Genomic DNA, 26,407 nt, shown 5'->3' on the forward strand with positions numbered 1-26,407 from the left:
CATCCATAAAATGAAAAAGACATCCTTATTTGTCATCACTGCTATTGTCGCCATTGTAGCCCTGGTTGGCTTCAAGCTGGCCGCCAACAAAGAGAAGTTAGACGAGAAAAATACCCCCCCTGTTGCTACCAATGTAGCTATTCCGGTTACAGTAGCTGAGGTATCTGAAGGTACCGTAAGCCAGCAACTTGTCAAGACTGGTAGCCTGATCCCTTACAAGGAAGCCGAAATCATGGCCACCACTCCGGGAAAAGTAACAAGCGTAGGCTTTAATCTGGGTTCAAATGTTAGACAGGGTGCTACACTGGTGCAGGTAGATAACAAACTGAAAGAACTTGCTCTGGAAGCGACTCAGCTTCAGATTAGCAAGCTTAAGAAAGATGTAGACCGCTACACCACTCTGTTGGAAGGTAGTGCCGCTACCGAAGTACAGGTAAGTGATACGAAGTACCAGTACGAAAACGCGCTGAACCAGGCTGAGCAGATAAAAAAGCAGATCCAGGATGCGGCGGTGAAAGCTCCCATCAGCGGACAGGTAGTTAAGAAAAATGTGGAGCCCGGTGAATTTGTGAATACGGGTACTGTACTGGGTACTATTCTGGATGTGTCACGTCTGAAAGCCGAAGTACTGGTTAATGAGAAAGATGTGTACTCGCTGCGCCAGGGACAATCCGTAAAGGTAACAGCCGATGTCTTTTCGGATAAAGTATTCTCAGGACACATTACCTACATAGCTCCCCAAGGAAATCAGGATCATAACTATCCCGTAGAGGTCACGATCAGCAATGGCAACGTATTGAAGGCCGGAACTTTTGTGAATGTAGACTTTTCACAGCCCTCCAAGCAGATGGCGCTCCAGATTCCACGTACGGCTCTGGTGGAGAGTGTGAAGAATCCGTATGTATACGTAGTGGAAGGAAATGTAGTACGTCAGCGTAAGATAACCGTGGGACGCACTTTCGGTGAAAACGTAGAGGTAACCGGTGGTCTTTCGGCAGGCGACAAAGTTGTAACTACCGGTCAGATCAACCTCAGCGACGGCGCTACCGTACAGGTTGCCCGCTAAGGCATTCATAAACAAACAGAATAGGGTACTCCATTCGTACCTATCATTCAAGATAAAAGACTACTAAAATGTCGATAACCGAATTATCAATTAAACGGCCCTTGCTGATTACCACCATCTTCACCGTACTGGTGCTGTTTGGGGTGATCAGTTATAAGCAGCTGTCCTATAACCTGCTTCCCAAGTTTGAAGCAAATGTGATCAGCGTGGTGACGCCCTATCCGGGTGCGTCGGCCGACGAGGTAGAAACCAACGTGACCAAACGGATCGAAGACGCTCTGTCGTCGCTGGAAGGTCTGGATAAGCTTAATGCTATCTCGCAGGAGGGTGCCTCCATTGTTACCATTCAGCTGAAAAACGGAATTGATGTTACCAAAACCCAGCAGGACGCTCAGCGCAAAATTGAGCAGATCCTGAACGTATTACCTGACGAGGCAGACCGCCCCATCATCAACAAATTTTCAACGGATGAAATACCCGTACTACGTATGGGGGTTACGGCCGAGCTATCGCCTACTCAGTTGTACGACCTGATCGATGATAAACTGAAGCCACAGCTATCTAACGTAGCCGGTGTAGGTCAGGTAAACGTCATCGGTGGCACCGAGCGGGAAATCCAGGTAAATGTGGACCAGAATAAACTGCGCGCTTACGGAATGTCCATCGCTCAGGTATCCCAGGCCATCAATGCAGCCAATACCAGCTACCCGGCTGGTCAGATCGAAACACGGGAGTCACAGTACTCGATCCGGTTTGATGCTAATGTAGAGACGACCCAGCGCCTGAGCGAGCTGATCGTAGCGCAGCGTGCGGGTGGTACCCAGGTACTGCTGAAAGATGTAGCCGAAATAGTAGATACCCAGGCTAAGCCTACCGCCATTAACCATATCAATGCCAAGCCATCCATTGGTATCCAGATCCAGAAGCAGTCAGATGCCAATGCGGTGGATGTAAGCAAGCTGGTACAGGAGCGTATCACAACATTGGAAAAGCAGTATGCTTCCGAAGGTCTTAAATTTACCATTGCAGCCGACCAGTCGGTGTACACACTGGCCTCAGCCGATGCCGTAGTATTTGACCTGTTCCTGGCAGTAGGGATTGTTTCAATCGTGATGCTGCTGTTCCTGCATAGCTTCCGTTCGTCCCTGTTCGTACTGGTAGCGTTGCCATCGTCTATTATTCCTACGTTCATCCTGATGAATGTAATGGGATTCTCGCTGAACCTGATGACCCTAATGGCCCTGTCGCTGGTGGTAGGTATCCTGGTGGATGACTCCATTGTGGTACTGGAAAACATCAACCGGCACCTGGAGATGGGTAAGAAAAAGCGGGATGCCGCTCTGGAAGGACGTAATGAGATTGGCTTTACCGCCCTTGCCATTACCCTAGTAGATATCGTGGTATTCGTACCGCTGGCCCTGACGGGTGGTCTGATCGGTAACATCCTCCGGGAGTTTGCCCTGGTGGTGGTATTCTCTACCATGATGAGTCTCCTGGTATCATTTACCCTTACTCCGCTACTGGCTTCGCACTTCGGTAAGATGGAAGTACTGAACCCAAAATCACTGTGGGGTAAACTTAACATAGGTTTTGAGAACCTGCTTACTGGCCTGAGCAACTTCTACGGACAGACACTTACCTGGGCTTTGGGCCACAAGCGTTGGGTGTTTATCACTATATTCCTGCTGATGGCTGGTGCAATCGCGCTGGTACCCGCCGGATTTATCGGTGCCGCCTTTATGTCACAAAGTGATCAGGGCGAAATGAGCGTGCAGATAGAACTGGCCCCTACGGCTTCCATCTACCAGACCAACGCGACCGCGCAGCGGGCTGAGCAGATCATCATGAAGCACTCAGAGGTAGTCAATGTATTTACCAACGTGGGTTATACCAGTTCAGGTATCTCTACGGCGTCCAACAGCAACATCGCTGACCTGAACGTCAAGCTTATTGATAAGAAAGAGCGTTCTATATCGACCGAGGAGTTTGGTCAGATGATCAAGAAGGAAGTAGGTCAGATACCAGGGGTGAAGGTAACGGTAAGCCCGGTAGGTATTGTAGGTAATTCACAGGCTCCCATTATGATCGCCGTGAAAGGTACCGATATGCCAACCATTCGTAAAGCCGCCGAGCAGGTACTACAGGCTACCAAATCAGTAGCAGGTACCCAGGACGTAAAGCTATCGGTAAAAGATCCCAAGCCGGAGATCACCGTGAATCTGGACCGGGAGAAAATGGCTCAACTGGGAGTAAATGCTTCTGAGGTAGGTCTGGCCCTGCAGAATTCCTTCCGGGGGAATGACCGCTCCAAGTTCAAGCAGAATGGTAAGGAGTATGATATTAAGATCAGCCTGGATCAGTTTGACCGTACCAATTCTGACGACATCAAGCGTCTGACCTTTGTGAACAGCCAGGGACGTACCATCGAGCTGTCGCAGTTTGCTGTAGTTGAAGAGCGCGTCGGCGAAAGTGTACTGGAACGTAACAACCGTCTGTCATCGATTACGATCAATGCACAGGTAGTTGGTCGTCCGGTAGGTACGGTAGGTGCTGATATCAAAGCCCAGATGGAGAAAGTACAGCTACCGGAAGGGATCAGTATCTCCTACCTGGGACAGCTGGAACAGCAGTCAGATGCCTTTGGTAGCCTGGGACTGGCGCTTCTGATGGCCATCCTGCTGGTGTACTTCATCATGGTGGCGTTGTACGAGAGCGTGGTATATCCTTTCGTGGTACTCTTCTCGATACCCGTAGCCCTGATCGGCGCCCTGCTGGCCCTGGCCCTGACTATGGAGAGTCTGACCGTATTCTCAATAGTAGGTATGATCATGCTGATGGGTCTGGTGGCTAAGAACGCGATCCTGATCGTTGACTTTACCAACCACCTCAAAGCCGAAGGACTGGATGTAGTACACGCGCTGATCGAAGCGGGTAAGGAGCGTCTGCGTCCGATCCTGATGACGACACTGGCGATGATATTTGGTATGCTTCCCATAGCCCTGGCCAGTGGTGCCGGTGCCGAGTCCAAGAACGGTATGGCGTGGGTAATCATCGGAGGACTGACCAGCTCGCTGGTACTAACACTATTCATCGTACCATCAATGTACTTGGTAGTTGACCGGATCAAGGAGCGTTTCTCCAAGAAAAAGAAGAAGTCAAAAGGAAGAAGAGAAGAGGAATTGCTGCCCGCTTAAAGGCAACCTCTCACTAATATAACTGCGGCTCTGAATCATCAGAGCCGCAGAAAAAAGTAAAACGCATTTTTTGCTATTCCATAAGTCAATCTATCCTCTATCAAAAAGCCCATTAAGGGCAACAATTACAATCATGGATACAATACAAGATCCACTTCTGAGCAAGATCAATGACATCCTATTTGAAATGGGTGTAGAACGCACGGCTGTCACTCTGGAAGCTCATTTCATGCGTGATTTAGGACTCGACTCCTTAGAAGTCGTAGATCTGATGATGAGCCTCGAAAGAGAGTTCAACATGACTATCTCAGACACCCAGATGAACGATATTCGTACGGTAGGGCAGCTGGTTGACTTCCTGCACCAGCAAGCAGTAACTCATTAAGTATAGATCAGTTATATAGATCTACTCACCTGGTAAGTACTGCGGAGTTAATTCGAACAGGTATATAAAGCTTATAGAGATTTTTAGTTTAGTTAGTGATTCATGAAGGCGCGGCTCTGATAATTCAGGGCCGCGTTTTGCTTTAGACAACACCACTTCTGACTCCTGTTTCTGAATCTTTTCCTGTTGCAGGTCTCTCTTATGTATCCAAAATGTTCCTTACCTTTAAGTCTTATATACCTTTTACAACTTGGTGAGTATCATGAATGCCCAGCAGCCCTCTTCCAGTAAAGAATCCAGAAAGAAACAAGCCGATCCTAAACCCCGCAAAACAGATACGCCACTATATCTGATTGGTGTGGGAGCCTCCGCAGGAGGTTTGGAAGCACTCCAGGACTTTCTTTCACACTTTCCGGCGGATCTGTCTGATGTAGCTATCCTCATAGCCCAGCACCTGAGCCCTACGCACAAAAGTATGCTGGTACAGCTACTTAGTAAGGAAACTAAGTGGGATGTTACCGAAGCAAAGCATAATGCTTCACTTCAGAAAGGCTGTATTTATATTACTCCACCCGATTCTGAAATCACTATCGTAAAGGGGCGCTTCAATCTTACAAAACCCCATTCACCAACCGGTCCCAAGCCTTCTGTAGACATCCTGTTCAGGTCTATGGCGGAACACTATAAGGATAAGACTATTGGAGTGATCCTATCGGGTACCGGTACCGACGGCGCTTCGGGGGTAAAAGCTATCCGGGCAAACGGAGGATTTATCATAGCTCAGGAGCCACAAACTGCTAAGTACAATGGGATGCCTTTGGCTGCCATCGAAACCGGGGTCGTAGATGTGGTACTTTCACCCGATAAGATGGGGGAAGAAATCAAAGAGCATGTCCTGAATCCAGAGGTGTCCAAGTCTTCTCTGAATGAGGAGATATCCCAGAGTCCAGGTTTGGACAAGATATTCAAACTATTATCGAAGCGTACAGGTACTGATTTTTCCAACTACAAGCCTTCTACAATCTGTCGCCGACTCGAGAAGAGGTTGGCGATACTATCCATACCCACGGTTGATTACTATCTGAATTATATTGAACAGCATCCCAAAGAACTGGATGACCTTTTCAATTCTATCCTGATTGGGGTAACTACTTTCTTTCGGGATAAGGAGGCCTATGAGGCACTGAGCCAGTACCTCCGGAAAGTCATTGCTGACAAGCCAGAGAACGAAATTATCCGTATCTGGTGTCCGGGTTGCGCCACGGGCGAGGAACCCTACTCCATCGCCCTCCTGCTGTGTACGCTAATCAAGGAAACCAAAAAGAAGCTGTCGGTACAGATATTTGCCACTGATATCGACGAACGCGCTATCTCTTATGCCCGTAAGGGTGTATATCCGGCAAGTGCCGTTTTGAACGTGCCGGAGGATCTGCTCAACAACTACTTCATCAAAAACGGCGATACCTACGAGCTACTGAAGTCCATACGCTCGATGGTCCTTTTTTCCAAGCACGATGTAACCAACAACCCGCCTTTCCTGAAGCTGGATCTGATCAGTTGCCGTAACTTGCTCATCTATTTCGGCCCTAATCTACAGAAGCAGGTTATACCGCTGTTTCATTACTCACTCAATCAGGATGGGTACCTGTTTCTGGGTAAGTCCGAGACCGTCGGCCACTTTTCCGACCTGTTCACAACGCTGGATGGTAAGTATAAACTGTTCCAGCGCAAGCGGGGTGGTAGCCTTAACGCCGTTAAGTTTTCGGTGCTCAAGGCCCAATTGCACCAGGTACCCCAGTCGACGGTCAAGAAGCCTTCCAACGAGCGTTCTATTTCGGATCTGGTCAAGGAGACGCTTTTCAACTCCTTCGAGCATCCTTATGTAGTGATCAACGATTCATTTGATATTCAGGAGGTAAACGGGGACGTGCGCCTGTACCTGTCTCTGTCGGCTGGTACCATGAACGCCAACATCCTGAAACTGGTCAATAAAGAGCTCCAGATTGAGCTCCGTTCTGTTATTACCCAGGCCATCCGTGACCGCCAGCCCATGCGGAGCAACATCCGCAAGTTTGAGCTTTTTGGTCAGACGCACTTCGTACGGGTACTGGTAAAACCGCTTATCTATACCGAGGCTACCCAGGAGCTGTTCGTAGTCATTTTTGAACGGCTGGACCTACAGGAACTCATGGTGCAGGGGGTGACGGTTCACGATCAGAATGTAGAAAATAACCGTCTGGTTGAGCTGGAACAGGAGCTATTGGCTACCAAAGAGCACCTTCAGACCTATATTGAGGAAATTGAAACCACCAACGAAGAGCTGCAATCGCTCAACGAAGAACTCCAGTCGACCAATGAGGAACTGCAGTCGTCCAATGAAGAGCTCGAGACAACGAACGAAGAGCTCCAGTCAACCAACGAAGAGATACAGGTAGCTTATGCCGAGCTGAAGGCAGCCAACGAAGAACTGGAACGAAAGGAACAGCAGCTGAAAATTAACCAGGCTAATCTGGACGCCCTGCTCAAGAATACGCTGCAGTCCTTTATCCTCATTGATACTACCTATAAAATTGTCGCTTTTAACCCCACGTCCGAAGAAACATTCCGACGACTACGTAACCGCAGGATCAGAGCCGGCGAATCGGTCATTGACCTGCTGGACCCGCAGTTGCTTGAATCATTCATCCAAGACCTGGGTACTGTCAGCAAGGGTGAAGTAGTAGCCGTCGAACGAAAGTTGATGGATGCCAAAGGGAATGAATGCTGGTACATTCTCAATCTCTCTCCGGTCATAGATGAGGAAGGCGAAGTAAAAGTTATTTCTATAGGTATGATGGAAATAACCGAACAGAAAAGGATCCAGCAGGATCTGTACTTGTCGGAGCAAATGCTCAATTCTGTATTTAATGCCACTTCTATCGGAATCTGCATTACAGATAGAGACGGACGCTTTGTATCAGTAAATAATCAGTATGCCCGCCTGTACGGATACACCAGAGAGGAGCTGGTAGGACAGAGTTTTACCCTGGTCGTACCTGCCGAAAACAGGGTAATGGCTCAGGTGGCTCACGATGGTTTTATCCGGGAAGGATACGAACTCCCGGGCGAGTGGAAAGTGCAGCGAAAGGATGGAAGTATCATAGATGTGTACGTAACAGCTGAACTACTCGTACAGCCGAACGGGAATCGCTTTAAGGTGACATCGGTAAGGGATGTAACCGAAAACAACCGGTACAAAGAACTGCTGGTAGAAACCCAGGAAGCCGCTAAAGTAGGTGGTTGGGAAATGCCCGTTACCTCGCGCGAAGTGATATGGACCGAAGAGGTGTACTCTATTTTCGAGGTACCTGTCAACACTCTCATTACGGAGGAGAGTCTGCATACCTATTTCAATCCGGCTGCCTCCAACCTACTTCAGCAGGCTATCCAGGACTCCATCGAAAAAGGAGATGCTTTCAGTCTTGAACTCGAATGTGTTACCGTCAAGGGTACTTCCAAATGGATACGGGTTACCTGCAAACCTGTCCGTATTCATAACAAGACCATTAAGCTGTTTGGTACCTTCCAGGATGTAACCTGGCAAAAAACGGCAGAGCTGATTACAAAAACCAGCGAGGCCAAGTACCGGTCCATCGTCGAAAACTCCCTTTTTGCTTTCTTTCTGGGCCAGCCGGATGGTACCATTCTGGAAGCCAACAAGCGGGCCAGCGAACTATTCGGATTCTCTAATGAGGAGATTAAAAAGTTAGGAAGACAGGGAATAGTAGTAGAGGATGATGAGCAACTTCGACCTTTGATCAAAGAACGGTCCGAAAATGGTCAAGTCTCCGGTGAATTAACGGTAAGAGCCAAAGATGGCTCGCTAGTTCCCTGTCTTTTCTCCTCGGTGATGTTCAGGGATCAGTTTGGTCAGGAACGCAATAGTACCATGCTACTGGATATTTCGCAAATCAAAACCCAGGAAGAACAGCTCCGCCAGCTCCTGCTTGAAGGAGAGGTAAGCAAGCAACAGCTGGAAAAAGCCCTAAACGACCTTAGCAAGGTCATGGACTCTTCGCTGGATTTGATCTGTACCATTGATGAGTCCGGTGCTTTTCAGGAAGTAAGTAATGCGGCCAGAACCATACTGGGCTACGAACCTGAAGAAATGATAGGTCGACAGGCAATCTCATTCGTATATGAAGAAGACTTTGGTCTGACGGAAAAGGCCAGATTGGATATACGGGCTGGCATACCTATGGCTAACATCGAAAACCGGGTACTACGAAAGGATGGAACCATTGTACCCATGGTGTGGTCGGCGATATGGGATGAGCACGATAAACGGATGTATACAATCGGACGGGACAATACCGAACAAAAGCGGTCAGAGCAAAAACTGAAAGAAGCCAACCAGCGTCTCGAAAATGCTCAGCAAATAGCGCAGCTAGGGTATTGGGATTATGATATAGCTACCCAAAATCTGTACTGGTCTGATCAGGTGCACACTATACTGGGTGTAGATAAAGATTCAACAGAAAACAAAGCTGATCTGTTTAATACCTTGATCCACCAGGAGGATAAGGAGAGATTCCAGCAGGAAATTATATACGCCGTCGATAATAAAGTTCCTATTCATATCGAACACCGGATTACGCTGAAAAATGGCTCGATCCGTATAGTGCAGGAAAGTGGAATGGCCTATTATGATCAGAATGGGAAAGCCTACCGGCTTGAAGGAACCATACAGGATATCACTGAACAGAAAAATACTGAGAACGCGCTCAAAGTGTCCGAGATCAAATACCGGACTATCTTTCGGTACAGCCCCTTACCCAAGTGGATCTACGACAGGGAGACGTTCAGGATCAAAGATGTCAACAATGCAGCCATAGCCCATTATGGCTACTCACATGAAGAATTCCTGCAATTGACGGTACTTGATATTCGGCCGAAAGAGGATCTGAATAAGTTCTACAAAACGATGGAGAACCTGATTGAAGGAGGACCTATATCCTTTGGGGAATGGAGGCATATTAAAAAAAATGGGGAAATAATAAACGTAGAAATCACCGGGCACCCCATCGAATTTAACGGGAAAGCCAGTATGCTGGTGGTAGCAAATGATGTTACCGAAAAAGTAAAAATTCGGGTAGCCTTGTCAGATAGTATCGAACGGTACCAGTATGCAATCAAAGCTACGTTCGATGCGATCTGGGATTGGGATCTGGCTACAGATAAGCTGTTGTTTGGAGAAGGCTATCAGGAGCTTTTCGGCTATGGTGCCCAGGATGAAGCCGCAGCTATCGATAGTTGGTACAACCACATCCATCCAGACGAAAGAGACAGAGTCATAGAAAGCATCCATGCGGCTATAGCTAAGGGTGAAACCAACTGGACTGAAGAGTACAGGTACCTCAAAGCGGATGGTACCTATGCCTATGTAATAGATCGTGGCCTTGTCATCACTGATTCAGAGGGCAAACCTGTACGTATGATCGGCGCTATGCAGGATGTTTCGCATCGTAGTTACCACCAGTCCAGGCTGAAAGAACTGAACGAAAAGCTGGAGGTAAGGGCTGCCCAGCTGGTAGCATCCAACAAGGAGCTGGAGCAGTTTGCAAATGTAACATCCCATGATCTGCAGGAGCCCCTCCGTATGATTACCAGCTTTTTGCAGCTGCTTCAGAGAAAATACGCCGACCAGCTCGACCCTACCGGACAGGAATACATCAGCTACGCGGTAGATGGAGCCAGCCGGATGAAAAAGCTCATTACGGACCTGCTCGAGTACTCCCGCCTCAATAACAAAATGGGCCGCCAGGAAGAAGTAGATCTGAATGAGGTAATCCAGGAAGTTGTACAGTACTTTCAGCCACAGGTTGAGCAGCATGGAGTACAGTTCCGGGTTGAGCCCCTGCCGGTAGTAAGAAGTGTGCGGTTGTACATGATCCAGATTCTGCAGAACCTGATCAGCAATGCCATCAAGTACCGCAGTGAGGCATCTCCCCACATATCTATTTCGGTTCGGGAGGAAGAGCACCATTGGGAGTTTGCTGTCACCGACAATGGCATTGGTATTGACCCCAGGTACCACGACAAGATATTCATCCTGTTCCAGCGTCTTCATCTTCGGAAAGAGTATACCGGTACGGGTATCGGACTGGCTATCTGCAAAAAGATCATGGACAAAACCGGAGGAAAAATCTGGGTTGAATCACAGGCTGGCAAGGGTAGTACTTTTTATTTTACCATAAGTAAGTAGTATGGTTACTACAAAAACTTTGGGATAAACCAGACGGAAATTGGTACTAGTAAATATATTTTATACTTTCATTTTCTAATCATGACTAGTTGATATGTCATTTATCTCTAAACCTATCCGCATACTGCTGGTAGAAGATAACGAAGGTGATATTGTCCTGACCAAGGAAGCGCTTTCAGAAGGAAAAATCAGGAATAATATTATCGTTGCCCGCGATGGTGTGGAGGCTACTGAGTTTTTGACTGACCCTGGGTTTGAATTGCCTGACCTGATCCTGCTGGACATGAACCTGCCCAGGATGAATGGAAAAGAAGTACTGACATTTATCAAACAAACCGACCGACTCCGGAAGATTCCGGTCATTATCCTGACTACCTCATCGTCCGAAAAAGACATAAAAGAATCATATGACAACCAGGCCAACTGCTTTATCAGCAAGCCGGTAGACCTGGACAAATTTATCAAGATCATTCGTAATATTGAGGATTTCTGGATATCCATTGTCCAGCTACCTACTAATTATCATTGAGTAGAATTTCCGGTTTGAATAGTTTATTACTATAAATACTATACACGTGCAGACTTCTCAACGATCCGATTCCGCTTTTTCGTGGCCTCTTTTTTCCAGGACACCATTGATTGGTATACTCCGTCATGTTCCTCAGGATATTTTGGAGCAGATTATCCCGATCTATCTGGATGCCGGGCTGACTACGCTGGAAGTTACCATGAATTCAGAAGGGGTAGAAGATATGATCCGTTACGTACGGCAGCACTACCCTACCCAACTCATTGTGGGCGCGGGTACTGTCTGTAATCAGGATGATCTGCAGAGAGCGCTGGATGCCGGGGCTCAGTTTATAGTAACTCCCATCATCAACCGGGATGTGATCAAGGCATGTGTCAACGTAGGCATTCCTATTTTTCCCGGAGCCTACACCCCCACCGAAATCTACGAAGCCTGGTCATTAGGTGCTACTATGGTAAAGGTCTTCCCGGCTACTTCACTGGGACCTGACTTTATCAAAGATGTGAAGGCTCCTTTCAGCCAGATCAAGCTCATGCCTACAGGGGGAGTTAGCCTTGATAACATCGGGCAGTTCCTGTGGGCTGGCGCGGATGGACTAGGTGTAGGAAGCCAGCTCTTCGATAAAAAAATGATCAAGAATAAGGACTGGGATGCCCTACGCCGGCATTTTGATTCTTACGTCAAAGCCCTGAGGGATAGATAAAGGGAATTAAAAGTCTGGTCGGATGTAAAAGATCTGCCGGGTGGAGGCTCCGGTTTGGGAGTCTTTGATATCCCGATTGTAAGCAAGCGTCCTTCCATCGTGCGACCAAACCGGATTAAGCGGTGCGGGCGTAGTAGGTAGTGTCAGCCTGCGACTCCTTTCAGTAAAAGGACCTCCCCCGATTTTACAAAGCATCAGACTCCCATCCCACACGTAGGTTACACTCTGACCCACAGGGTGCCAGCGTACACTTCCCTCTACATCCGACTCATGCTCTGTAAGTTGTATAGGGGTACCTGCGAGGGGAGAAATCAGAAATATCTGCTTAACACCCCGGCTGTCCTTAGCCAGGTAGGCCAGCCGACTACCATCCGGAGACGAACGTACAATACCGATGGTACCCGGGTGAGCCGTATCGGCGGTATAGGTTAAGCGTCGCTGTACGGCACCTTTGGGTGGCATTGGGAAACCAGTACTCGTTCCTTCCAGGGGTCCCCACTCACCAGGCTGGTCAATCTGTGAGGGTATATCTACGACAAAAACCTCGTTAATGTCGTTGTTATCTTTATCCTTAACAGTACCTATAAATGCCCTGGCCATTTGTTGAGTACCATCCGCTTTTACGTATCCGTTGGTACCAATCCAGCTATCTCCGGCGGCATAGCTGATCTCATCCGAACCAGGTTTTGGATTAGGTACCACTCGCACCACCAGTACTGAATACCAGATGCCGGGTACATTTTCACCCGCCTTGTCGTAGGTAACCTGAACAGGCCGTAGCTTCTTCGACACCCCAATCGTCCGCAGGTTCACCTTGTTGCCGGTCTGGTCTTCAATAGTCTTCATGATGGCATCGTTATAGGTGAATCCTATCCACTGGCCATCGCCGCTCCATTCGTGCCTATGGGTACCTCCCCGCAGAGCGCCCGGTGTAAAAGGAGGTGTCACATCACGGGCATCTATAAACACGGGAGAAGGCCCATGCTCCTCATCAATCATAGCCCCCGTACGCCGCCACTGCTGATAGGGATTCTGCTCGGTTGCATTCTGTAGGCCATGAATGAATACAACGGCATTACGGGTTGGATGGTAGCTAACAGCCCCTGCTCCCGGTCCCCAGGGTTTATTGTGGGGGATGTGATACAGTACCTTCTTATCACCCGTTTTAATATGTACTTTTTCGATGGTAGCCGACTCGGCTATGCCTCCCTGGCTGGTGCGGGTGTCGTATACCAGCCATTGGTCATCCGGTGAAAAGTTATCGTTGTTGTCCAGATCATGGTGGTACTTCAGATCATGGGTAACCTGTATTTCCTGAGGTAAAACAGCGGTCTGGGCAAAAAGCATGGAATGACGGATCAATGGCAGCAAATAAAACACGAAGATAACGGGCCACTTCTGTTTCATCCGTTGAGAATATAAAAAATGGTCTATCTGTTCAGTCTAACTACTTCACCGGCGGGCTGATAACGCCCAGGTACCGCCCCAGCCAGTAAGGTAACAACCATATATCCCCGGCGCTATGCTCAGAGGTACCATTGCTACCGGTCCGGTCGAGGTTAAACATGTTGGCATTGTGCCGCTGGACGGGGCGCTCATCGGGTGGAAGTACTTCTTTTAAGGTTTGCCTTCTGAAATTAGTCTCTAATTTTTCAATATCCTTCCGGTGGCTGTTTTTGACGGACCAGTCAATGAGGTCGAGTGGATGTTCCTGTAAGTACCAGATGGCCTCTTCCAGATCAAAATCCTGTACACCCGTTATAGCCGTAAAAATATTCCAAAGACCTTCCTTCTCCGGCCGCTCCGCCTCCCAGTGGTCCAGGATGGCCTTTTTGTAAATAGTTTTCAGGCTGTCATTGAAGGCGTAGCGATACAGCCCCCAGTACCCAACGTAGTACATTTCATCGTCGGAGTGGTTCCAGCTTTCGGAAAGGTTCTTACTATGGTCGTCCGCATTTTCAGGAGCTTTGCCTATCTCGCTTATGGGCCGCATCAGGTTTTCCAGGTAACCATGATTTTGCATCAGATCAAATGCCTTTTGCTTATAAATCTCCTTGCCGGTAAAATGATAGGCCGTCTGCAGCATCCCGATGATATTGGAGGAGTTTAGTTTCCGGTCGCCTATGTTGGTAGGAAAACCATTGACGTAGTCCGGGTGCCATTTACCCCACTGGGTAGGTTTTCCGTTATAATCAATCAGGTACAAGTCATTTTTAACAATATGTCCCATCAGGGTATCGATCAGGCTGATGGCTTTACTTTTCAGCATCGGATCATCAACCAGCTCGGCCATAGCGCCAAAGGCAAATATATGCCCGATGGCTTCATCACTACTAGTGGTTGCCTTCCAGTCCCATTCGGGATCTTCGGCATGCTGCCAGCGCTCCGGGTCAGAGAGTTGCTCAATGTATCCTCGCCGTTCAAAAGATCGGGATGGAAAACCGGGTACCGGGTTGATGGTATACAGCCTTTCCATGGCATCCATTGCTTCACGGCAGTTCTGCAGGGCTTCGGGATCTTTGGTAACTGAGTACCTGAAAATCTCTCCTCCCAGGTACATGGAGGTCCATAAGCCATCATTATCTGAATCTTCAAGAAATCCGGTGGCTGGATTACCTTTATTCATACCCCTGAGCGAAGCGTTGAAGCCGTTTCGGATGTGTCGGCTCCGTACCTGCCGGTCAAAAATGAGCGCCTTGTCGTGCAGGGTCATAGGCTTGAAGTGCAACTCAGACAATCCGGCGGTAGTAAGTACCAGCACTGAATTATCGGGCCCCTGGTCCACATGGGTAACATGATTGCCCGGTAACCACCGTTCGCCGTAATAGTAGTCAAACTTACCATCGGGACGTAAGGCAAAAGCTCCCTCTGTGGTGCCAAACCAAAGCTTTCCGCTGATCTCTTTGACACTAGTAATATCCGTCCAGGGCAATTTTCGATTGATCTCACCCGTCTGCTTACGTCCGGCAATATCATATTCCAGATAGCCGTCATGGGTACCTATGACCACTTTACGCCCCTGCTCAGCCAGATCCAAAGCGGTGAAGCTTGATCCATCCAGTACTTTATCAATACCCGGCGAATCAGGATTTAGCTTGTACAACCCTTTGGTCCCCAATATCCAGTACTGATTAGCACTATCCTGAAACCGCAGGTCTACTACTTCATCATTGGGTAATGCCTGACTCCACCGCGTATTTGAGTCCTTCACCAGATGCAGCGTCTTGCCGTCCGATACCAGGAACTCGAAGTTCTTACCACCTTCAAAGAGTCGGCCGGTAGGGATGGTATGCTTGTTAAAAAGCTTACCGCCCCAGGCATTGCTTAGTACTGCTTTATCACACATAAGCACAAACTGCTGGTCGTACAGATTGACAGCCTGTATGTTTTTGGATTTGAGGGTACGGTAGGTATTATCCGGAATAAGTGTACCCGGATGTAGAAACTGCCCATCTAGGGGTTGTAGTATGCCGGCTGAAGAGTATATCTTGACGGTTCCGTTCCGATCCGTATAAGCTCGTACCAAATCGACATTAGGCTTTTGATAAAAATACTTTATGCTGTAATCCTGTATAAATGGCGTGTCCTGGTGTACAGGGAGTGGGGTAATCTTTTGGCTACAGGAGAAAAGCCCCATGAGGGCGATAAATTGAACAAAGTAAAAAATGGATCGCATGAAGAATGGTTAATTCAGGGTTAGGAATGACGTATAGCGGCTATAGTATGATCCAGTCGCATTTGTACTGTTGGTATAATAAGTACTTATAATCTACACAAAACGACTACTCCACACGCAATAAATATACATTATTTATTAAATGGTTACTTTCTTAGGATCTATTACTACATACTTGATGGATTTCTCTGTTGAAGACGGATGATAAGAATAGGTCATATGTAACAAACCATCCTGGGTCTGGATCAGAGAAGGATACGAGAATCCTCCCTTACCGGGCTCTACGTTTTCTACGGGTATTTTCCACTTCCAGTTTTTCCCTTCGTCCTCCGATAGAAACAGGCTCAGACGATAGCGTCCATCTACCAGATCATTGCCCAGGAAGGCCCACTTTCCATCCCGTAGTACCAGTAGCTCTACGCTCGCAGTATTGGGTATATCTGATTTCTGAGCGGCTGTCCAGGTTTCACCCTGATCCTTTGACTCACTGATTTGCACGCGGGGCGGATAGTCGCCGCTGTCACGCATGTAAGCGACTAACGTACTGTCTTTTCGTTGGGCCAGAGCCGGCTGTATAGGGCCTCTACCCACTATCGGAAGGCTGGGGCGCCAGGTAGTACCATCGTCCTCCGAGATAGCCATCATGGACATGTTGTAGCCATCGGAGTAGAGCGGAAGTACAATGCGCCCTCCCGGAAACAGCATGGGTTTGATCCGGGTCATCCAGCCAATACTACGTTTTCTGAGGTCTTTACTGGCCTCTATAATCTGCTTATCGTAGCTCATAGCATACTCAGCCCAGCCAGCTCCCTGACTGGGAAGCTCTTTGAACCGCTTCTCGGTCTCGGTGGCAAAGCTGTCGTCGGGCTTGAGCAGGATGTTGTCCTGCCAGCTCCATACGGGTGGACCTACTTTGGCAAAATCAGTTGAGGTCCTGAAGCGGAGTATGGAGTGCTCCCAACGGTTGGCCTGCACGGCAATCCATACCAGAAAGAGCTTCCCCTGCCCATTCAGAAAAAGGACCGGGTTACAATCGGGTATACCCGGCGTATCGGCCATAAGGAATGGGGCGCTCCAGGCTTTTTCCCCCTTACGGAGGCGGGCTCCCATGATCCTGACATCATCGGCGGTCCGCTCTCCGCTCCCCTGAAACCATACTGTCAGAAAGTCTCCATTCGGCAGACTGACCAGGCTGCTCCCATGCACATGCTGCTCCTGCAGGGGGAAGATCAGCGTCTGACTTATGAGATGGGGGCTGGCTGTTTGGGCGGTCAGGTGGAGGGAGAGAATGAGACAGCTAAACAGTAGTAAAATGGATCTTTTCATATAGATAACTTAGCCAATGTCAAATTATTGAATCATGCCCAGGTAGCGACCCATCCAGTATGGCAACAGCCAGAATACCGGCTCGCGCTCCTTGTCAGGATAGCCGTTAATAGCCGCCCAGGGATTTTTGTCCCACCGAACGGTGGTACGTATACTTGCTGGTGGGAGTTGGTCTACCTGTAGTTCGTCCAGTACCGGAGCATGTACAACTTTTACATCCTCCCGTTTAGTATGGTCAATGGTCCAGTCCACGAGGTCCAGCGGGGTATCAATCAGGAATTCTAAGGAAGGGGCCAACTCTACTTTTTTGTCCATTGAGTAGCTATACAGAAAGTTGATGAGTGGATTCTTATCTCCCTTACGCCGCTCCAGCCATTCATCCACATGCTTCTGATAAAAGGCCAGCAGCTTAGGGTCTTTCTCTCCTTTTAGTAGCAGCGGATAGCAATAGGCCGATAGCATAACGTCAAAGTAGATAAACCAGGCGGGGTTCTGATTCGGGATATTGGCCATATTGTGAAGGTATCCCTCTTCCTCGATCAGTTTCCGGTAAATCTTCTGGTACTTTTCATCCCCTGTGATGGAGTAGGCAAATTTCATGAAGGCCAGTAGCTCCATTGAATTCTGATTCCGGTCTGGTGCCCACTCCGAATCACGGTTCAGCTTCGCGGGTGACCACACCGCCCAGCGCGTTGGCAACCCATCAGTATCGATGAAGTTGAAGTCATGGGCTATAAGGTAGTCCACTATTTTACGTACGTGCTGTCGTACCACCTGCTTTTCAACCTCATCCGCCACCAGCTCGTAGTAGAAGTAGTAACCCATCATGTGGCCGCACATCTCGTCGCTGCTGGTGTCCCCCTTCCAGAGCCACTGCCCGTCTTTTGACTTTCGCCAGCGGGTTTCCACCGGCTTATACCGGGGCTCCCTGACCAGCTCATCCGCCCGCTGCTTATCGGTATAGGTGCGGTTGCCATCGTGCAGGCGGGTAGCCTCCCAGATGGCCGGCACTATAGTTCGGGCAAAGAAGCCCTCCGTACCGGTCACTTCCTGTAGCTTCCGTAAAAATTCAAAAGCTTTCCTGGCCTTCTCCCGGGCATCAGGGTCTTTGGTAACCGCGTATCGGAAACATTCTGTAGCCAGGTACATGCTGGTGTACTCGCCGTCGTTGTCATCATCTTCGGGCTGCCAGGAGGTCACATCACCCGGTACCGTCAGGTGGCACTGCCCGGCAATCCAGGGAGCCCGGATGTGCCGTTTCATTAGTACATCATAAAAGTACTCCTGCTTTTGAACGAGCGTCATCTGCTTCTTTTTGATCGCACTTACCCCCCGATTGGTAGCGATCCAGGCATTTCCTTCTCCATCAAAAGCCATATCATTGACCTGATCATCCAGGAGCCAGCGACGGCTGAACCGGAGCGAACGGCTCCCATCGGGATGATACCTGACCACACCTACGTTGGTACCTACCCACATAGTGCCGTCAGGTGATCGCTCAACACTGTTGACGTAGAGCGAGGGTATGCCATCTTTGGGATCTAGTACCCGCTCCTTCTTATCCTTATCAAGGATGGTGACTCCCCCCAGTCCCCCTACCCACAGCTTCTGGTTTTTGTCCAGCGCTATACCTTTCGTATAGGCGCTAAGCAGGACTTCCTTTCTCTGAAAATGCTTCACCCCGGCTGTACCTGCATGGTACAATCCTACATCAGTAGCTACCCAAATGCCTCCACGTCCATCGGAAACAGCATTTCTGACCGAGCGGGCCAGCGGGTAGTCCAAAGCTTCAAAGCTGCTATTTCGGTATAGCCATATACCATGAGGCCCGAGGGCATACATGCCTTCCTGGCTGGAACATAGTACGGAGATGGGAGCTTTCACCCCCTCTATTTTTATCAGGCTGCCTTCCTTGTATCTATAGACACCGTTCCAGGTACTCATCCACACAGTACCATCCTCCTCATTCGCTATCGAGAAAGCCGGTCCCTGATCGGCCTCCGACAGGGGGCTGGTCCAGGAAGTAACATCGGCTTTTTTCATGTATACACCCGTTGGTGTAGCGATCCATACATTCGACTGTTTGTCTACAGTGATGCTCCTGACCTGATTGTCTTCCGAATTATTACTAACCGGGTACGCTTCGTGGTACTCCTGCCAGAAAGGTACATCCTTATAGGTAGTGACTTCGATAGCCTCTTTCTTCCCTTTTTGCGCCCAGGAGCCATGGGGAAGTACAGCTAGCGCCAGGAAGCAGAAAAAGCCATAAAGGGATATTTCATAGCGAGGCATACCAGAAGCTTTTGAGTGGATCAATAAGGTGAAGCTATACGGTAACGGAGTCAACCTGCTGCTTAAATAGCAGGTGTAACAGCCGGGATTGCTGTGAAAAATCCGGGATGAGCAGTTGAGCGCCAGCTTTGATAAGTCGGGGACGCTTTTCATGATTATGCCCATATCGCCGGATTTCGTTACTGGTAATACCAATGGCAATACCTCCGTAGCGCCTTGCCTCCCGCATTTCATCAGGTCCATCCCCAAAGGCAGCCAGCTCATTTCCTTTCAGCCTATTATCCCGGATGATCCTCTCAATGACCATCCTTTTGGAGAATTTGGTATAGTCACGGAGTGCCCCGTAGATTCCTCCGTCAAAAAAGTCGGCGTATCCCAGCGCCTTCGCCTCCTGGATGACATCGTCCACATCAGTACCACTGGCCAGGTACAGTACTACACCGCGCCTCCTGAGCTCCTGCATGAAGGATACTACTCCTTTCATTATAAAGTCTTCCGGTTGTAACTCGCCGGCTTCCAGCTTTGCCAGCCGCTTGCTGACCATTTCGATCAGTGCATCATTATATATCTGCTTGTACCCAAATTTATCAAGTACCTCCTCCTCAGGCACATACCCCAAATCATGAACCATAGTAACCAGCCCCTCCATCTGGAAAATGGTTTGGATACCGGTGGTGGTATGGATAAACTTCTTTACCTGAAGTTGTAAACTGGCATAGGTACTCTGATCAATCGTATCATACTGATTACCAAGGATAGCCTTGAGCATAACGTGCTCCATGATCTCCTCCCAGCCCTGTCTTAACGTACTGATGGTACCATCGTGATCAAATACAACATGCCGGATGTTGCCAAACCGGTCCAGTACCGTCGGATCGCATAACTCAAATTCAGTATCAGGCAGATACACCGCATCCCGAACATTATCCGCCAGATCGGCTTTGTATACATAGTCAGGGTGCTGACTGATAGCCAGTATTTCTTTCCCGGAGGCCGTACCCGTAATAAAGAGTTTCTGTACGGTGACAGCCGCCGCAAAGTTGGCAAACTGCGCTGCCTCTTCGGCTGATATACCCGCTGCCAGGCATAAGGTGACAGCACTGATGACGGTATCCCCCGCGCCTACGGTGTCTAGTCTGCCATTCAGCTGCAGGCCCGGTACTTCGTGGGCTCCATCCTGATCAAAGGCAATAATGCCCCGGGCACCGCAAGTTACGAAGACGGGCTTATTGGCCTGGTTGTAGACTTCCTGTCCGTACTTCTTCACCTCCTGAATAGGTACAGCTTCAGCGGCGCCAACCTCTACACCACATAAAGCGGCCGTCTCCCGGTCATTGGCTTTCCGGTAGGTATGGTGGAAGCGGTCGTTGAAGTGACGCGAATCGAGCATGACAATCTTGTCGTGGTATTTCTCGAATAGCTGATTAGCCGCCTTTATGAAGCTTTCATTAGATATGCTCCCCGTTACCTGCTGATTAAAAATAACTGCATCATACTCCCGCAGGGCAGCTCCCAGTCCCTGTAGTATAAGCTCGTCCGTTTGTACTGATCGTGTGTTGGCTACTCCAAAGTCAATGCGGGGTTCCTCCTGACCATCCACATACTTTTTAAGGTAGGTATAGGTACTGAAACCTTCTTTCTGGATGATCAATGAAGAGGTATCGGCTCCAAGGTACTGAAGCTGGGTTGTCAGTTCACGACCGTACAGGTCATCCCCTACTACCCCGATCACTTTGATACCGGCAGGATTCAGAGCCGACAGATTGGCTACCACGTTGGCTGCTCCTCCGGGCGAGTAGTAATGCTTAGCTACCTTATATACGGGTAACCCGGTCTCAATGGATATCTCAGTACTATGATTATCCATAATCCAATATGCATCCAGACAAAAATCACCGTAGACGGCCACTCGTACTGATTTAATCTTGTCAAGTATAGTTTGTATACGTTGCTGATCCATACTACAGTTTATTGATATTAAAGCTCCAATTATTCAATAAGGCTCTATTCATAGCCTTATCAGCCGGTTTTCAAGTCAACTCATTCGCTGGCTTACCAGCCAAATCCTACAAGAGATATACTCTACTCATGGTCATCAAGGCTACTACGATAGCCTTTTATTTTAAGAGGCTGCAACTTGCGCAAATTGAAGACTTATTTACGCATTTTGCGCTAGAAATGAAACAAGCATTGTGTACTTTTAACTTCAAGAAATTCAATACCGGCTCATAGGAGGCTATTTTGAAGAGAACAGTCTCCCATTTTTTGACAACCGGATAATCACCAATATACTTTAAGATAGCTGTTGTTTAGAAATCCTGTAACGATTTCTATAAACGTACACGAGGAAACAGAATAGGATTATATGTTAATTAATTATTAAAAAATTAACACACTATTCATAGTCCCGTAACTGCCACGCATCCTAAACGCCTTATACTTGCTATAAAAACCTTTACCACTGTGGACTACCCCAACGAACATCTACTCCGTAAAGTCATTGATGGTGATCAATCCGCCTTTGGCGACCTGTATACATTTTACAGAACACCAGCGCTGAAGTTCTGCTACTCACTTCTCAAGGACGAAGAAGAAGCAGAAAGTATGCTGCAGGAGGTATTCCTGAAGATATGGTCACGCAGAAGATCTATCCGGCCTGAGCTGAATTTCAGCTCTTACCTGTTTACCTGTCTGCGTAATATGGCCTTTGACGAGCTCAAGAAGATGGAGAAAAATAACCTGCTGAAGAAGAGGTACCTTGAGAGTATGGAAGCCGCACGGGATGACGATAAAGAGGAGAAAGAGGTTATTATCTCGGCTCTGTATACGGCAGTTGACTCCTTATCCGAAAAACGGAAGACTATACTACAGCTCAATATTGATGAGGGTAAATCCTACCAGGAGATTGCTGAGTCTTTGAAAATATCCAAGAATACAGTTAAAAATCAGTTAGTAAAGGCCAAACAGATATTACGCGAAAAGGTAGATTACGCAACACTTTGACAATTCCTAAACCTGAAATAACTCCCCCTTCGCACGTACTACGGGCGAAGGGGAATATTTTTTTGTTACTATTGCTGCTCATAAAAAGGGAGGCCTTTCCAGTGGATAGCCTGTACTTCCGGAAACCTTTCTTCCAGCTGAACCAGGTTATAGAACCTGCTCTTTCGGAAATAGGAGTCAAAAAATTGCCTGGTAATCGTAGAGATAGTCTGAAGCGACTCAGCACCATCGGCAGTACCCAGTTTATCCTTACGCTCAGCAGCGGTCATCTGCCCGGCAGGTACCAGAGCGAGATCATTGAAGTTCAGGTGGCGTATCCCGTTAATGCGTACACGCAGCGACACCTTCGTATCGTCCGTAGCCCGTACCCAGTCAGCGTGCCTCCGGTACTCACTTCTTTCCCTGCCTTCCCGGTCCATTTTCTCTGTAGCGGCCTGTATACCTATCCGTTCGTCATTGCTTAGCAGGAGCGCCGGTTGCTGTACTTTCACCTTGAGGGCCGATCCCATCAGGTCACCATCCAGGTTAACAAAAACCTGCAAAGTACTGTCCTTACCGGCCACAACGGTAGAAGCGATCCCACCCTGCGAATGCCCGAACATACCTATTTGGGTAATATTCATGACGCCTTTGAGCCAGCCAGCAGCCAGCCGGTTCAGGTTCCTTCTGACAAACAGAGCATCCTCAAAGGTGATATCCTGCTGATGGACGGAGAGCGTACTGGGTACTATTTTTCCATTGGCTAGTTTTGTTACTCCGGGAAAGCCGGTAGGTACATAACCTACTACTATATACCCATGACTGACTATATCTTCAATAATAGTACTGTAGTCGGTCGGCAGCCAGGTGTGACCGGGGCCAAACAGCAGAACTGGAAAGGTACCTTCATCTAATGCAACCGGGGCCTCCGGTACCGACCATACGTTGAGGTTCTGGAGAAACCTGGAGGCGGTAGTGCCAATTTTCTTGTCAAGGTACTTGCCCTGCTCGCTCCGCCAGTCGTCAGGTAGTGGAGGGTGAGGCGTGGTCTTTGTTCCCTTTGGAGCCGGATACCATATCCACACGGGCAGAGTTCTGAAATGGGTCGAGTCCGTAGGATCAACACGGGTAGTATCCGTCCATTCCAGGAGTCTTACTCCAACCTCCCATGGCCCCGTAGGTTTGGGAGTTACAGAAAATTTTATCTCCGATTGTGCCCTGGCTACTAGGGCAGTAAATACGATCATAATGGCTAATAGATGTTTCATGGATTGAATAGTTAATGTGAAAGAACCTATTCTACGAAATTATTCGTAGTTCATAAAAGCCCTAAATAGAATGGTAGGAAAGGTTTCAGCAGGAGGATGAATGGTAGAAGGTTGGAAACTTGGGAAGAGAAACTGGATGGGTAGAATTAACCGGTACTACCGGCTAACAGGTATTATCATAAACACGAATAGTCCATAAGTAAACTATTGAAGTATCATAACTGAAGTTTGTTAAACAAAACGAGCACCTTATGGCAAATCAACGAGCCGAATACCTGATTGAAAAGCTCCTGAAAAACGAGTTATCAGCCCAGGAGCTTGATGAGTTTTTAGCCGGGCTGCGCGATTCTGATTTGCAGACCTACTATTCCAGCCTACTTAGTAAGTACTTTGACTCTTTACTGGAGCAAAATCAGCCCGAGGTAGTACCCCCAAAAAAGTAGACTAGTTCACCCCCTATCTATTTCCTGCCGATTCCCTTTGTGCCTGTCGCCCCTTGCCTATATACTGAAACAGGCTTCAGAACTAGTACATAAACTCTTGCACCTATTGATGACCTAGCTCAATAATGGAAATCCATATAGTACATATACTACCTTTTGCTCAGCCATTTATCCCAAAAATGCAAACCTATGAGAATACTTCCTGACGCTGTCTCGGACCAGAAAGTATTAGCCACCACTTCGCAACCCACTACCCAAATACCAAACATACAGGCTATATGAAACACACTCCTATTTTTAATTTAAGCTGGTTTTGTTCCATTCTTGTTCTGGCAGTTGGGATTAGTCTGACTGCTGCCCGGGCACAAGACAGAGTCGTTACCGGAAAGGTAACATCCGCAGAAGATGGCTCTGGCATGCCGGGTGTCAATATAGTACTGAAGGGCAGCCAAAAGGGTACCAGTACCAATGCAGCGGGCACCTACTCGTTTGAAGTTTCCGGAAATAACCCGGTACTGGTATTTTCATTTGTTGGATATAAGTCGAGGAAGTACCCGTTAATAGCTGCAGCATCGTCGATGTCTCCATTTCACCCAGCGCCGAAAACCTCCAGGAAGTGGTCGTGACGGCCCTCGGCATCAAGCGCGAGGAAAGGTCACTGGGGTATTCTGTAGGCAAAATAGACGGAAGGGACCTCAGCCGGGTCGCCCAGGAGAACGTCCTGAATTTGATGGCAGGCAAGGTACCGGGCGTAACCATAAGATCAACCGGAGGTACGGGCTCTTCGGTAAGTATGATCATCCGGGGGGCTACTTCGCTCAGTAATGATAATCAGCCCCTATTTGTTGTAGATGGAGTACCCCTTGCCAACACCCTGAACAATATCAGCCAGATTGGGAATGACAACCGGGCTGACTATGGCAATGCCATATCAAGTCTGAATCCTGAAGATATTGAAAGTGTATCCATCCTGAAAGGTCCCAGTGCGGCGGCCTTGTATGGTTCAAGAGCCGGTAATGGTGTGGTACTGATCACTACCAAAACCGGAGCAAAGGCGAAGAAAATGACCGTTTCCATTAATTCAAGTACTGTATTTGATCGGCCTTACAAGTACCTGGATATGCACTCACGATTCGCTACGGGTGTACTACCCTTTACCCCTGACCGCAACCCCTATCCCAATGGTATTCTCCAGATTGATGAAGGGTCAGCCGCAGGGGTAGATCCTGAAGCTGAATCTGGAATATCATCAGGGTGTCGCTCTGGTCATGAAATCCATGATGTTTGGCCTTATTACTGACTTGTGGGGCGATGCTCCCTACGCCAATTCCTTGAAAGGAGAAGTGGGTGGAGCCGAAAACATCACACCAGCTTTTGATAGCCAGGAAAGTATTTATACCGGCATACTGGCTGATCTTGAGAAGGCGAATACCCTGCTATCCAAAGGCAAGAATGAATATACGGGTATAGTTGACAACGTGAATGTGATCTATAACGGTAATCCGGCTAAGTGGCGCAAACTGGCTAACTCCCTAGCACTTCGTTACTTCATGCGGATTTCCAGCAAGAAACCGGAAGTAGCCAAGGCAGGCATTGAAAAAATAGCAGGCAATCCGAACATGTATCCGATCATTACTGATAACGCCGATGATGCGACCATGGGCTTTCCGGGTACAAGCGATGGAACCTCCTGGCCAGCCAATACCGTATATGATGCAAGTGGCAGCAACTATAGGAGAATAAAAATGGCTGCTACCCTGGTTGAGACGCTCCAGAGCCTCAAAGACCCGCGACTTGGCGTATGGGCCAAAAAAGTGGAGGTCCCGCTGGTAGTGGATGCTAAACTGCCGGCAGGTACCGATAAGGTGGAAAACGAAAAACGCTACCTGTCACCGGACAAAGTGGGTAATGTCGTTATAGATACAGATCCTGAATACGTAGGTCTTCCTACCAGTTTCTCCGCCCTGCCCTCATCCTATAACCTAAACCCTACCCCCGGCCAAACCTCCTTTAACCCGCATGTGTCATTTCTGAATGATATATACCAGCAGGCTACGGGCCCTTTGCTGAAAGCACGACTCCTATCCGCAGCCGAGGTGCATTTTATACTAGCTGAGGCGGCCCTCAAAGGATGGAATGCTGGCGCTGCCCAGGCTCACTATGAGGCAGGGGTTAAAGCATCGTTGAACATCTGGGGCCTGGGTACTAAGTATGGTGCTCCCCAACTGTTGGACAGATTTGGCATCAAATTAAGAAGTAGTCCTTCTATTCAGAAATTGCATTATTATCTTTTTCCCTC

At 48.4% G+C, this 26,407-nt stretch carries 15 protein-coding genes and 1 pseudogene; 10 read left to right on the forward strand and 6 right to left on the reverse strand.

What is annotated here, in order from left to right; translation table 11 throughout:
* Positions 1-10: 10 nt before the first annotated feature.
* The 6 genes from JUB14_RS20885 (at position 11) to JUB14_RS20910 (ending at position 12,121) form a co-directional block, all read left to right on the forward strand.
* Positions 11-1,066: an efflux RND transporter periplasmic adaptor subunit gene (locus tag JUB14_RS20885; RefSeq protein ID WP_207508764.1), complete on the forward strand. Its 1,056-nt coding sequence runs from the start codon at positions 11-13 to the stop codon at positions 1,064-1,066.
* Between the two features lie 68 nt (positions 1,067-1,134).
* Positions 1,135-4,260, forward strand: coding sequence for an efflux RND transporter permease subunit (locus JUB14_RS20890; RefSeq protein ID WP_207508765.1), 3,126 nt, complete (start codon positions 1,135-1,137; stop codon positions 4,258-4,260).
* Between the two features lie 133 nt (positions 4,261-4,393).
* Positions 4,394-4,645, forward strand: a complete 252-nt coding sequence (locus JUB14_RS20895; RefSeq protein ID WP_207508766.1) for an acyl carrier protein — start codon at positions 4,394-4,396, stop codon at positions 4,643-4,645.
* A gap of 262 nt (positions 4,646-4,907) precedes the next feature.
* The gene (locus tag JUB14_RS20900; protein ID WP_207508767.1) at positions 4,908-10,889 is read left to right on the forward strand and encodes a PAS domain S-box protein; all 5,982 of its coding nucleotides are present in this window, start codon (positions 4,908-4,910) and stop codon (positions 10,887-10,889) included.
* 94 nt (positions 10,890-10,983) lie between these two features.
* Positions 10,984-11,418, forward strand: coding sequence for a response regulator (locus JUB14_RS20905; RefSeq protein WP_207508768.1), 435 nt, complete (start codon positions 10,984-10,986; stop codon positions 11,416-11,418).
* A gap of 46 nt (positions 11,419-11,464) precedes the next feature.
* Positions 11,465-12,121: a bifunctional 4-hydroxy-2-oxoglutarate aldolase/2-dehydro-3-deoxy-phosphogluconate aldolase gene (locus JUB14_RS20910; protein ID WP_207508769.1), complete on the forward strand. Its 657-nt coding sequence runs from the start codon at positions 11,465-11,467 to the stop codon at positions 12,119-12,121.
* A gap of 6 nt (positions 12,122-12,127) precedes the next feature.
* Here JUB14_RS20910 and JUB14_RS20915 read toward each other — a convergent pair whose 3' ends face one another.
* The 5 genes from JUB14_RS20915 to JUB14_RS20935 form a co-directional block, all read right to left on the reverse strand.
* Entirely contained in the window at positions 12,128-13,528 is a 1,401-nt protein-coding gene (locus tag JUB14_RS20915) for a DUF3748 domain-containing protein (protein ID WP_207508770.1), read from the reverse strand.
* Positions 13,529-13,568: 40 nt separating this feature from the next.
* Positions 13,569-15,797 carry a ligand-binding sensor domain-containing protein gene (locus JUB14_RS20920; RefSeq protein ID WP_207508771.1) on the reverse strand — a complete coding sequence of 743 codons (2,229 nt, stop codon included), beginning with the start codon at positions 15,795-15,797 and terminating at the stop codon, positions 13,569-13,571.
* 138 nt (positions 15,798-15,935) lie between these two features.
* A complete protein-coding gene (locus tag JUB14_RS20925; RefSeq protein WP_207508772.1) occupies positions 15,936-17,123 on the reverse strand; it encodes a sialidase family protein in 1,188 nt (395 codons plus the stop codon).
* Positions 17,124-17,147: 24 nt separating this feature from the next.
* Positions 17,148-19,415 carry a ligand-binding sensor domain-containing protein gene (locus JUB14_RS20930; RefSeq protein ID WP_207508773.1) on the reverse strand — a complete coding sequence of 756 codons (2,268 nt, stop codon included), beginning with the start codon at positions 19,413-19,415 and terminating at the stop codon, positions 17,148-17,150.
* A 34-nt stretch (positions 19,416-19,449) separates the two neighbouring features.
* Positions 19,450-21,375, reverse strand: coding sequence for a PfkB family carbohydrate kinase (locus tag JUB14_RS20935; RefSeq protein ID WP_207508774.1), 1,926 nt, complete (start codon positions 21,373-21,375; stop codon positions 19,450-19,452).
* Between the two features lie 503 nt (positions 21,376-21,878).
* On the opposite strand from JUB14_RS20935, the gene JUB14_RS20940 reads away from it, so the two are divergent.
* Complete coding sequence (locus JUB14_RS20940; protein ID WP_207508775.1) at positions 21,879-22,418, forward strand: RNA polymerase sigma factor; 540 nt, start codon at positions 21,879-21,881, stop codon at positions 22,416-22,418.
* Between the two features lie 68 nt (positions 22,419-22,486).
* Here the strand turns inward: JUB14_RS20940 and JUB14_RS20945 are convergent, their stop codons facing one another.
* A complete protein-coding gene (locus JUB14_RS20945) occupies positions 22,487-23,665 on the reverse strand; it encodes an alpha/beta hydrolase (protein WP_207508776.1) in 1,179 nt (392 codons plus the stop codon).
* Positions 23,666-23,916: 251 nt separating this feature from the next.
* Between JUB14_RS20945 and JUB14_RS20950 the strand changes: the two genes are divergently transcribed.
* The 3 genes and pseudogenes from JUB14_RS20950 to JUB14_RS20960 all read left to right on the forward strand — a co-directional run.
* Positions 23,917-24,108, forward strand: coding sequence for a hypothetical protein (locus tag JUB14_RS20950; RefSeq protein ID WP_207508777.1), 192 nt, complete (start codon positions 23,917-23,919; stop codon positions 24,106-24,108).
* Positions 24,109-24,386: 278 nt separating this feature from the next.
* Positions 24,387-25,351: pseudogene (locus tag JUB14_RS20955) on the forward strand (TonB-dependent receptor plug domain-containing protein); the annotation flags it as partial.
* Between the two features lie 25 nt (positions 25,352-25,376).
* Positions 25,377-26,407: SusD/RagB family nutrient-binding outer membrane lipoprotein (locus JUB14_RS20960; RefSeq protein ID WP_207508778.1), on the forward strand; the 1,031-nt coding region annotated here is incomplete at its 3' end.

The organism is Telluribacter humicola (assembly GCF_017355935.1).
In the GTDB taxonomy this organism is placed as follows: Bacteria; Bacteroidota; Bacteroidia; order Cytophagales; family Spirosomataceae; genus Telluribacter; species Telluribacter humicola.

Bases quoted from the DNA above. Each gene is read 5' to 3' on its own strand.
- JUB14_RS20885 (WP_207508764.1), top strand. From the start codon at position 11: ATGAAAAAGACATCCTTATTTGTCATCACTGCTATTGTCGCCATTGTA.
- JUB14_RS20890 (WP_207508765.1), top strand. From the start codon at position 1,135: ATGTCGATAACCGAATTATCAATTAAACGGCCCTTGCTGATTACCACC.
- JUB14_RS20895 (WP_207508766.1), top strand. From the start codon at position 4,394: ATGGATACAATACAAGATCCACTTCTGAGCAAGATCAATGACATCCTA.
- JUB14_RS20900 (WP_207508767.1), top strand. From the start codon at position 4,908: ATGAATGCCCAGCAGCCCTCTTCCAGTAAAGAATCCAGAAAGAAACAA.
- JUB14_RS20905 (WP_207508768.1), top strand. From the start codon at position 10,984: ATGTCATTTATCTCTAAACCTATCCGCATACTGCTGGTAGAAGATAAC.
- JUB14_RS20915 (WP_207508770.1), bottom strand. From the start codon at position 13,528: ATGAAACAGAAGTGGCCCGTTATCTTCGTGTTTTATTTGCTGCCATTG.
- JUB14_RS20920 (WP_207508771.1), bottom strand. From the start codon at position 15,797: ATGCGATCCATTTTTTACTTTGTTCAATTTATCGCCCTCATGGGGCTT.
- JUB14_RS20925 (WP_207508772.1), bottom strand. From the start codon at position 17,123: ATGAAAAGATCCATTTTACTACTGTTTAGCTGTCTCATTCTCTCCCTC.
- JUB14_RS20930 (WP_207508773.1), bottom strand. From the start codon at position 19,415: ATGCCTCGCTATGAAATATCCCTTTATGGCTTTTTCTGCTTCCTGGCG.
- JUB14_RS20935 (WP_207508774.1), bottom strand. From the start codon at position 21,375: ATGGATCAGCAACGTATACAAACTATACTTGACAAGATTAAATCAGTA.
- JUB14_RS20945 (WP_207508776.1), bottom strand. From the start codon at position 23,665: ATGAAACATCTATTAGCCATTATGATCGTATTTACTGCCCTAGTAGCC.
- JUB14_RS20950 (WP_207508777.1), top strand. From the start codon at position 23,917: ATGGCAAATCAACGAGCCGAATACCTGATTGAAAAGCTCCTGAAAAAC.